Below are 9,372 nucleotides of genomic sequence, written 5' to 3' on the forward strand. Positions count from 1 at the left end.
GATGTGTTCTCGGTCACAGATGGAGCCCTTCTGGGTCGCGTTCGACGACCCGATCTTGGTCCATCCATGGCTTACACGGTTGTCATGACACGGCTACCTGCCGGTCTCGGGATGGATGCCGGCGAGTACGACATCGGCGCGGAGGCTGGACAGCGGCAGTTGATACTCGACGAGCATCTCGACCTCGCCGAGGCCGCACTCCACCAGCTCTCGCGCGAATGCGGGCAGGCTCATCCGCCAGGAACACCCCTGGGAATCAGAGGGGCGAAACACGTCGCTCGACACGAAGGTCCGCGTCGTCACCGAACGCAGGTCACTCGGCAGCGGCCGCTGGCACGTCCTCCCCGACGACACCGCCTACTACCAGCCTGACGAAGGCGACCTCCCCACGGTTCTTGATCACTGCCCACACTCGCAGCCAGCCCATATGGACCGAGGCATCCGCTGACGTCCTCCGCGACCTTGGCCGCCACTAACCGCAACGACACGTTGGGAACGGCACGGGTCCTCATCGTCCAAGGTCGTTCAGCCTGAACAGATATCGCGACGCGCATACCGGGGGTTCGTCGCGGTTGGCAGACCCGAGTCGTAACCTGCCCTGTTCACCAGGATCGAAGAAGGGTTCGGCAGTGAGGATCAAGACATTGGAGGAGCTGCGGCGGCCCGATTACCGCACTCTCATGTTCACGCCGCTGGGGCTGGGCAGGCCCATGCCTCCGGAGGAGGCGGCCAAGTACCAGCAGCACGTGGTTGCACAGTTCGAACTGTCCCCGATGGTCGCCCTGGGCACGCGCAGCAGCTTTGAAGACCTCCGCACGGCCTTCGCGCACGGATTGTTCTGCTACGAGAACTTCACCCTGGTCAACGACCGCGGGTTACTTGTTCTGGAGCAGGCGCTTCGCGATCGGTTCATCGAGCACCACAACGGGACGGGCACCTTCATCGACAAGAAGGACGGTAGCCACCACACCGTTGCTGCCACCAACTACGAGCAGCTTTATGCGGCAATCAGAGAGAATCGTCGTTGGCAGTTGCTGCTCGAGGACGGGCAGACCCTTCCCTTCAATGGCATGCTCGGCGGATTGCGCAGCTGGGCCCGTCGACTGGGGCTCCTGCGCGGCCAACGCAACCGCGCCGTCGAACAGGCAATCACCAACCTGCGAGACCTGGTCGCCCACCCCACCGGTTATCACCTGGCAACGCCAGTCGACGCAGCCAGGTCCCCCGCGATCTTGCGGAAATCATCAATCAACTTTGGGGCGCGCCAACACCGGGCGGGCGGCTGTACCCTGCGCCCATCAAACGCGAAGCACTCGCTCTCGCGTGGAACGAGGGCGAGACGCAGGTTCACGTAGGACTTGCCTCTGATCTCGCCGGCCAGCCCCGGGATAAGCCGTGGCGGTGTGTCATCGTGCGCGCCGTCTTCCGTCTCGATCAGAGCATCGCCGATCCGGGCCTGACCGAGTTCGACTCCCGGCACGACACCACCCAGTACCCAGTCGATCTGCTCTGGGGCTCCGGGACGATCACAGACGCAGCAATCTGGTTCGACGAAAACCGGCCCGAATCCGACGAGGTCGATTACCTCGACCGGATCTTCGCCATCCGCCAGCACGGCTCCGACCTCTACCTGCCGATGCGGCGCTCCATCGCCGCGGCCGTGCCAGACTCAGCGCAGTCCGGCACCTGGTATCTCATCAGAGCGGACCACCCGAACGACGCCTACCACCACGTACACATGTCGCTCACCGACCCACGCTGCACCCAACACGGTCCGTGCACGCAGTGCCCTGCTGAAACGCTCGGTGTCGGCCGGCATGAGGACCTCATCGCGACTACATCGACCGAAACAACCCGGCTGCCCGCTGACACCGCAACACCGTGGGCACATCCTCGTGCCCGCACGATCACCTAGCTCCAACCTGCCGGTCATGGACACAGTGCCAAGAACCCGCGGGGCATATGCGAACCTGGGAGGTGGGCCAGGCCAAATACCTGCCGTTCTCAAAAGCGCGGTCTGGCCTGCTCGCCCAGGCACGCCGACATGTCGCCCAATTAGCCCGCCGGGCCCCGCCCTGTCGCTAGGTCTCCGTCAACGTCCGATCCGGCATCGGCCCACCCTCAACAGGTAGGCGGCATTACCTTCAGCGTCGCCAGGCCACCCGCGCCGATCTCACGCCCAGCTGCAACGGCTAGAAGATCCGACGCACCTGTTCTCCTCGCCCCCCAATGAACGCTCGTCCACGCCCACCGAGCGGTCACACGGTGCCCGTCAACCACCCTCCTCCGGCACACCATGCCGAGGCAACCCATCGAAGTTCTTGTCAACTTGACCCGAACGTCTCAGAACGCTAATCTCTGCGAGGCCGAGCTACTTGTCACTATGACCATAAGCATCACCTAGCGACTTTAGGATTACAAAAGCGAGGAGCGCCATGACTGCAGACAGGGGCACGCCCACAGCGGTGACCGCAGTCCGACACGCCTTCCGGCTGTTGGTCGAGCACTCACCAGTCACTCTGGACGGTTGGACCTTGTCTCCGGACCTACCCGAACAAGTGCTCTCGTTGGGCGAGGTCGTCGACATTCTCGGCAGCCGAACGACAGACCACGGAGTCAAGGACGCGATCTGGGCCGAGCTGATCCGGCTAGCGCAGACGGAAACGCAAATCTGGCAGATTATCGCCGCAGGCCTACTTGCTCCCAGCCTCGCAGCGACAGCACGCCGTGTCGTCGTCGAACACGGCGGAGATCCCTCCGAAGTCGACTCGGAGGTCGTGCTCGGCTTCATCGAGGCATTGCGAGCAGTTGATCCTTCAATGCGACGCCTGCTCCCTCACCTCAAGCGAGTCGCGTACGACCGAGCAATGAGCGCGATCCACTCGCCCCCCTACTACGCCAAGGCTGCAGCGTTCAGCGTAGTGCCGATAGCGACACGACGGGGACACATTGACCTCGTTCTCTCTGAGGCCATCGGCTACCACGTCTTAACCCGTGCCGAAGCCGAGCTGATCGGGAGGACCAGAATTGAGGGCTTAAGCTTGATCACTACAGCGGAACAGCTCGGCTTACCCGCACAGCAATGCCGAGAAGTTCGCGCGAACGCCGAGTTCAAGCTTCACGAGTTCCTTCGATCACCCACATATCGCGACCACCACGCCAGCGTCGGCCCCGACAAGCTCACATGACCCCGCTCAACAGGCAAACCTAGCTAACGGGACTTCTTGTCAGTTAAACTATAAGTCACGTACCGTGAGCTTGTGAACAAGTGGGACATGCCCAGCAGCGCTGTCGCAGTCGACCTGACAGTGCTGACAGTTCGGCACAGCAGCCTCCAAGTCCTCGTGGTCACCCGAGCCAACCCTCCCTTTAAGGACAGTATCGCCCTACCCGGTGGGTTCCTGGAAGACGGCGAGGACCTCGACCAGGCCGCCCACCGTGAACTCGCCGAGGAAACCGGTTTGAACGGTGCCGATATGGCCATTCGCCAGCTGAGAAGTTACGGAGCACCTGATCGTGACCCACGTGGGCGTGTCGTTTCCGTGAACTATGTCGCGCTGATGCCCGACCTCCCAGTACCTGTTGCCGGCGGGGACGCCAAAGCCGCGCATTGGGTTCCCGTTCAGGACGTTCTCTCCGATCCGGACCAGCTCGCGTTCGATCACCACAGATTGCTCGTCGATGCAGTCGATTACGCCCGCAACCAACTGTCCGACACGACTCTCGCAACGAAATTCTGTCCTCCGGAATTCACGATTGCGCAGCTGCGCGAGGTGTACGAGATCGTCTGGGGTGTCGAGCTCGATCCGTCGAACTTTCACCGCAAGGTCACCAGCTCGCGCGGATTCCTCGTGCCGACAGGAACTCGAGCAGAAGGGACCGGAGGACGCCCGGCCAAGCTCTACCGCGCCGGAACCGGGATCCGTCTGCACCCGGCCCTTTTGCGCGACTCGGTGGCCAGCGAACCACATGACACCCATACCCCATCACGCAGAGCAGGAAAGGCGCCGAATCGCCGATGAACACCGCTCACGACACCGTGCTGGGCACGGTGGTCATATGCACCGCCGTGGCCGACGAATACCGAGCCGTACGCGAGCACCTTGTCGAGCCGCTCGACGAACGCCAGGAACGTGGCACTCTCTACCAAGTCGGCACCTTCCTTACCGATCGAGGCTCCTGGACTGTAGTCTTGACCCAGACCAGCGCTGGCAACACCCAAGCCGGTGTCCAGCTCGATCGCGCGATCGGTGCGTTCCGCCCGCAGATCGTGTTCTTCGTCGGTGTGGCGGGCGGGATCAAGGATCTCGAGCTCGGGGACGTGGTTGCGGCTGACGATATCTACGGCTATGAGTCCGGTAAGGACACAGCAACCGGATATCGGTCGCGCATCAAGACCTACCCGAGTGCGTACCAGCTCGTCCAGCGCGCAGACCAGATCGCCCGGGATGACGCCTGGCAGCACCGGATCTTGCCTACTACGCCTACGCCCCTGCCGACAGCGCTGGTCAAGCCGATTGCGGCCGGCAGCAAGGTCGTCGCCGATCAGCGGTCAGCCACTGCGGACTTTCTGCGCGAGCATTGCGGCGATGCCGTCGCTGTCGAGATGGAGGGACACGGGTTCCTCTACGCCGCCCACGTGAACAACGATGTTGTCGCACTGGTCATACGCGGTGTGTCCGATCTGCTCAGCGACAAGACCGGGGAAGCTGATCGCAAATGGCAGCCGATCGCCTCCAGAAACGCCGCCGCGTTCACCTTCGAACTGCTAAGTCGGATGCCACAGACCGACACTGAACGCGAACAGGCACGCGAAAACGACCGCGAAGCGCTACGCGAGGTCACGGAATCGAACCTCCAGGCCCTCGACACCCACACGATGTTGCCGGGAGCGGAGGAAGATTCCACCATCGATCGCGCGGAGCTCCCCGCATTGCTAGCGACGGAAGACACCTTTGTTCTGACTGGCGAACCGGGTTGCGGTAAGACAGGTTTGCTGAACCAACTGGCCTGCAAGATGATCGACCGTGGCGATGACGTCGTCCTTCTGACCGTCGATAGCATCGGGTCCGAAGCACGCTCGGTTCGCGATGATGTCCAGCTGAGCCAGTCGTTGCTCGTCGTGCTCCGCGAATGGGTCGGCGACTCACACGCGGCCTTGTTCATCGACGGCTTGGACGCCTCCCGAGGCGGGCCTCCTCCCTGGCTGGTGAAGCTAATTCACGGGCTCGTCGGTTCGCGGTGGCGAGTGATCGCGACGATGCGGCGGTTCGACCTCCGCCACAGCCCGGTATGGACCGATGTATTCTCGGGCCAACCGGTTTCGGATCAGCGGGAGTACGTCGACGAAACGCTTCGGCGCGTCCGCCACTTCCTGCTCGGGAACCTCTCGTCCGATGAGCTCACCGCGCTCGCCGGCAAACATGCCGGCGTCGCTCAGTTGGTCTCCGGTGCGAACGAGCACATGCTCGACCTCATTCGCACCCCCTTCAACCTCCGGCTCGCCTGTGAACTGCTGATCGCCGGAGTCAGCCAGGCTTCGCTGGCCAATACACGCGACCAGCTCGAGCTATTGCAGGAGTACTGGCGTGTCCGCGTAACCCAGGGCACTGACACCGAGGCACGCCTGCGGGCGCTGGAATGTCTCAGCGGCACGATGCTGGAACGGCGAACCCTTCGCGCGAGCGGCCACTGCGTACCCCATGCGCTCCTCGATGCGAGAACCGCGCTCGTGCAGGACGGAGTACTACACGAGCTTCCGGGCCGTCTGAAGGCCAGCGGGTCAACGTTCCTCGTCTACTCACACCACATCCTCTTCGACTACAGTGTCGCCGCGCTCATCTTCGCCGTCGATGACGAATCACAGCTGGTAACACGGCTGCGAGCCGATCCCAATCTCGTCCTTGTGGCACGACCGAGCATCGACCTGCACCTGGCCGACCTCTGGCACCTCGACCAAGACCGCTCCACCTTCGCAGCCACGGTCGCATCACTGGCGCAGCATGGCGACAGCCTCGCCGGGGTCGCCGCGATTCGGGTTCTCGTTTCCGAGGCCTCGGCAGACGACGACGTGCAATGGCTCGTAGACCTCTCGCGCAGCGACAGTGGGACGTTCTCGACGATCATCGGGTGGATCGCAGGTGTCCTGGACGCAGAGGACGAAGTAGCTCGTAAACGCGCCCACAGCAACGTCGGCTTGTGGACCAAGGTGCTTGCCGGCGCCACCGCACAGGTGGCTAGCAACTTCGAGATCGCACTGGTGAACCAGACGTTTCGCCTACTGAAGCAAATCGACAAACTATCAACGATGCATCCCGGGACAGTAGCGGCGTACGTGTGGGCGGAATGCGTGGCCGGCTTGTTGTCCGTAGCCCTCGAGGAACCGTCCGGACGCGAACGGCTAGCAACCGCAGCGGCGGGATTTCTCCCTCGCGTGATCGCGATCGAGCGGTCACACAGCCATCTCCTTAGGGCGACACTTGAGCCGGAGATCATGATGCTTTGGTCACCTCGCTACCTCTACCACTATGTGGAGGCTGTCGACGCGATCGCCGCTGCAGACCCTGACCTGGCCCGTGACTTGCTCGTGCAAGTACTCCGATGGAGCGACGACAGCGACGACGTAAGTCCTTTGATCCAGGGCATCGTGACGATGACCACGACTCGCTGGCAGGACCTCGAGATGGCGAAGTACGAGGTCGGGCGGAAAATGGCCGCATTCATCGCTGCCGCGGACCTCGCACGCTCCATCGAAGTCCTCGCCGAGGCTCTTCGTCCGGAATCCGACGAGCTGACCACGGAAGTCGGCGGCTATACGATCTCCGTGCGGGCCGCCCAGGGCCAAGTCGACCTCTACGGCTCCTGGCTCCAACATGGCCCGGGCCACGGCGCCGCGAAAGCCATACTCACCGCGTTCGCCGCTGCCTTGCTCGAAGTCCCCATCGGAGACGCAGATCTCGACGCGCTCGTCGAAGATCTGGTCCGGCGGATTCGACACCCTGAGGCCTGGCAGGCACTGCTAGTCACTGCCGCGGAGAGGCCCGCCGACTTGGGGCACGCATTTCTTACCGTGTTGGGGAGCGGAGGACTGATTGCACACTCTCAGACTCGTGCCGCCGCCGGCAAGCTGATCCGGGCGGTCGGTCCCTCGATCTCCACCGCCGAGGAGCACGATCTTGAGCAAGCCATCCTGGCCGGCCCTAGCCACTTTGTACACGCGTCGGACGAGGCGACGGAACACCTCTTGGACCAGCTGTGCGGTTGCCTCGACATCGACAAGATCCAAGATTCCGCGCTCGCCGAGCGAGCACATCTGCAGGCCGAAGCCGGCGGACCACCTCCCATCCCCCAACCTCACGGGCCCGTTGCGGGCATCGAGCCCCTTACCCTGCAGGATTACCTGGGGAAACAGGACGCCGAACTTACTGACTTTCAGCAACGTGGAGCGCTCGATACGCTCCGAACCCTAGTCGACACGCTGCCTACCACCCCGTCCCCGGATCAGAGGGCCGCTCTCGAACAGGCACTCCGCCGAGCTGTTGCCGCCGGAGTAGGCGGTCCCGACCACCGTCTGCCAGGCGCCGAAATGATCTTCCGTGCCATCGAAGCTCTAGTCCGCGCCAAACCACCGGAGCCGGACTCCGACTTGGCCAAATTGATCGTTCCCCTGCTGCTCTCCGCGGCGGACTCAGACGACGCACCGGATGAGGAAGAGCCCGCATCATGATGTCCTGGACACCGACGCCGAAACGGACAGCTATCAGCACACTGGCAATCCTTTGGTGTCAATCCGCCTGGCGGTCGTCGCAGTACGCGGACCTGTTCCGTGAGGTTCTTCGGGCCAATCTCGACGATGCTGACGACGTCATCCGGCTCCACGTCGCCCAGGTGGCGCGGCAACTTTCCCTCGAACTAGAAGGGGGGTTTGAGCTCGTGCGCGACCGTCTTCTTGTCGAAAAACATCCTCTTATCGCCGCTGTACTCCTCCGAGAGCTTTGGGACTGCGGCTCAGATCGGCCCGCAGAGGTCGACGGTGTCCTAGCAAGCCTCGTGAAACAGGAACCTTGGACGCTGCTGCTCAACGAGATCGAATCCAATTCGGATCAACTCGAACCGCTCGAAATCATCACCTCACTCGCCTTGATGCTCGCCATCCGACATCAGACGCCCGCCGCCAAAGAGCTGGTCCAAACCTGGCTCTCCGATCCCATCGCGACGGCGGCCGCCCAGCACACTGTCGGCAACCTGCGTGCGTGGACTGAACTGCCACCTGGCCAAGCCGCGGAACGCGCACGTGCTTTCGACATGCTGGAGGCTGCGACCGCTGCGCTGGCTCAACTTCGCCATGCAGCTAGTGACTCCCCGGACCGGCTAGGCAAGATCTTTCTCACGGCCGACCTCATCTCCCGCAACATCAACCTCGCCACAGAAGCGCTTCTAGTGACCGGCGGTCAACCCACCGAAGATCGCGAATTCGCCGCGAGAGCCCTCGCCGTATTGGACGGGATCGCTCAATTCAAGCATCCCTCAATCACACACTTCCTGATCGAAGCTCTGGGCCATCTTGCCGCCGCCGACCCGTCTCGAGCCTTCCACACAGCAGCAACAGCGGTGGGCACAGGCGACGAGTACACGTATGACTCAGTCGCAGCCGCCGAAACGACCAAATTCATCGAGCGCTACCTGGCCGAGTTCCGCGAAGTTGTGATCGCTGACGACAAGTTGCTGACGTCGATCCGGTCGGTACTCCACGCCTTCGTTGACGCTGGCTGGCCTTCGGCTATTTCCCTCGCCTATCGGCTGAGCGAAGCGTTTCGATGAGGACTACCACTGAGATTGTATAGCCACACGGGACCGCATGACGCGGGACACCCTCGCTCACTAGGTAGACGGTCGAAGCCCACGATGATGTCATAGGTACCCATCTCAATCCTGGCGAAGACCGTTGTCCGCTGATTTATTCGAGTTCGAGCCGCCGCACAGGCTAACACTCCCAATCGCGCCGTCAGGGGGCAAGTTCTGCCTTCTCGCAACACGACTATCTTTCGCCCTGCGTCTGATCTGATCCACAAGGCATCTGCACCAAGGTCGGCGAACGCTCCGTACTCGTCGTCACCGCAGAATGACGACCTCCGAGATCAGAGTGTTGCCTGATCGGCCAATGTAGTGCCGGCCTTGTAATAGGGCTACCGGACTGGGTACTACTTGCCAGAATCGCTTATGTTGGCTCTCAATCATAGTGTCAAGCTGGATGCTTTGTACGCCTGATTATCTATGTTGAGGTTCACCCCGAATGGTGGACAGGGGCTTACGAGGGTTCAGGCAGCCGCTTGGAGTGACTGCTCGAAGTTGTCGGGACTGAGCATCCCGATC

The 9,372-nt window shown here is 62.3% G+C and carries 7 protein-coding genes; 6 read left to right on the forward strand and 1 reads right to left on the reverse strand.

From position 1 onward, the window contains the following. Positions 1-93: 93 nt before the first annotated feature. Positions 94-234: a hypothetical protein gene (locus tag ACZ6YV_RS44135; protein WP_465515372.1), complete on the reverse strand. Its 141-nt coding sequence runs from the start codon at positions 232-234 to the stop codon at positions 94-96. Positions 235-629: 395 nt separating this feature from the next. Between ACZ6YV_RS44135 and ACZ6YV_RS44140 the strand changes: the two genes are divergently transcribed. From ACZ6YV_RS44140 to ACZ6YV_RS44165, 6 genes are all read left to right on the forward strand, one after another. Beyond that, positions 630-1,355: a hypothetical protein gene (locus tag ACZ6YV_RS44140; RefSeq protein WP_465515373.1), complete on the forward strand. Its 726-nt coding sequence runs from the start codon at positions 630-632 to the stop codon at positions 1,353-1,355. Between the two features lie 56 nt (positions 1,356-1,411). Then, the gene (locus tag ACZ6YV_RS44145; RefSeq protein WP_465515374.1) at positions 1,412-1,915 is read left to right on the forward strand and encodes a hypothetical protein; all 504 of its coding nucleotides are present in this window, start codon (positions 1,412-1,414) and stop codon (positions 1,913-1,915) included. Positions 1,916-2,435: 520 nt separating this feature from the next. Beyond that, the gene (locus ACZ6YV_RS44150) at positions 2,436-3,188 is read left to right on the forward strand and encodes a hypothetical protein (protein ID WP_465515375.1); all 753 of its coding nucleotides are present in this window, start codon (positions 2,436-2,438) and stop codon (positions 3,186-3,188) included. Positions 3,189-3,260: 72 nt separating this feature from the next. Beyond that, positions 3,261-4,022 (forward strand): NUDIX hydrolase, encoded by a 762-nt coding sequence (locus tag ACZ6YV_RS44155; RefSeq protein ID WP_465515376.1) that lies wholly within the window; start codon positions 3,261-3,263, stop codon positions 4,020-4,022. Then, on the forward strand, positions 4,019-7,726 hold the full coding sequence (locus ACZ6YV_RS44160) for a phosphorylase family protein (RefSeq protein WP_465515377.1): 3,708 nt from the start codon (positions 4,019-4,021) through the stop codon (positions 7,724-7,726). Before ACZ6YV_RS44155 ends, ACZ6YV_RS44160 begins: the two co-directional genes overlap by 4 nt. Further along, positions 7,723-8,820 (forward strand): hypothetical protein, encoded by a 1,098-nt coding sequence (locus tag ACZ6YV_RS44165; RefSeq protein ID WP_465515378.1) that lies wholly within the window; start codon positions 7,723-7,725, stop codon positions 8,818-8,820. The genes ACZ6YV_RS44160 and ACZ6YV_RS44165 overlap by 4 nt, the downstream gene beginning before the upstream one ends. Positions 8,821-9,372: the final 552 nt, after the last annotated feature.

It is taken from the genome of Amycolatopsis sp. NPDC102522 (genome assembly GCF_055584485.1).

Coding starts and splice junctions, on each gene's coding strand:
- ACZ6YV_RS44135 (WP_465515372.1), bottom strand. CDS start 234: ATGAGCCTGCCCGCATTCGCGCGAGAGCTGGTGGAGTGCGGCCTCGGC.
- ACZ6YV_RS44150 (WP_465515375.1), top strand. CDS start 2,436: ATGACTGCAGACAGGGGCACGCCCACAGCGGTGACCGCAGTCCGACAC.
- ACZ6YV_RS44160 (WP_465515377.1), top strand. CDS start 4,019: ATGAACACCGCTCACGACACCGTGCTGGGCACGGTGGTCATATGCACC.
- ACZ6YV_RS44165 (WP_465515378.1), top strand. CDS start 7,723: ATGATGTCCTGGACACCGACGCCGAAACGGACAGCTATCAGCACACTG.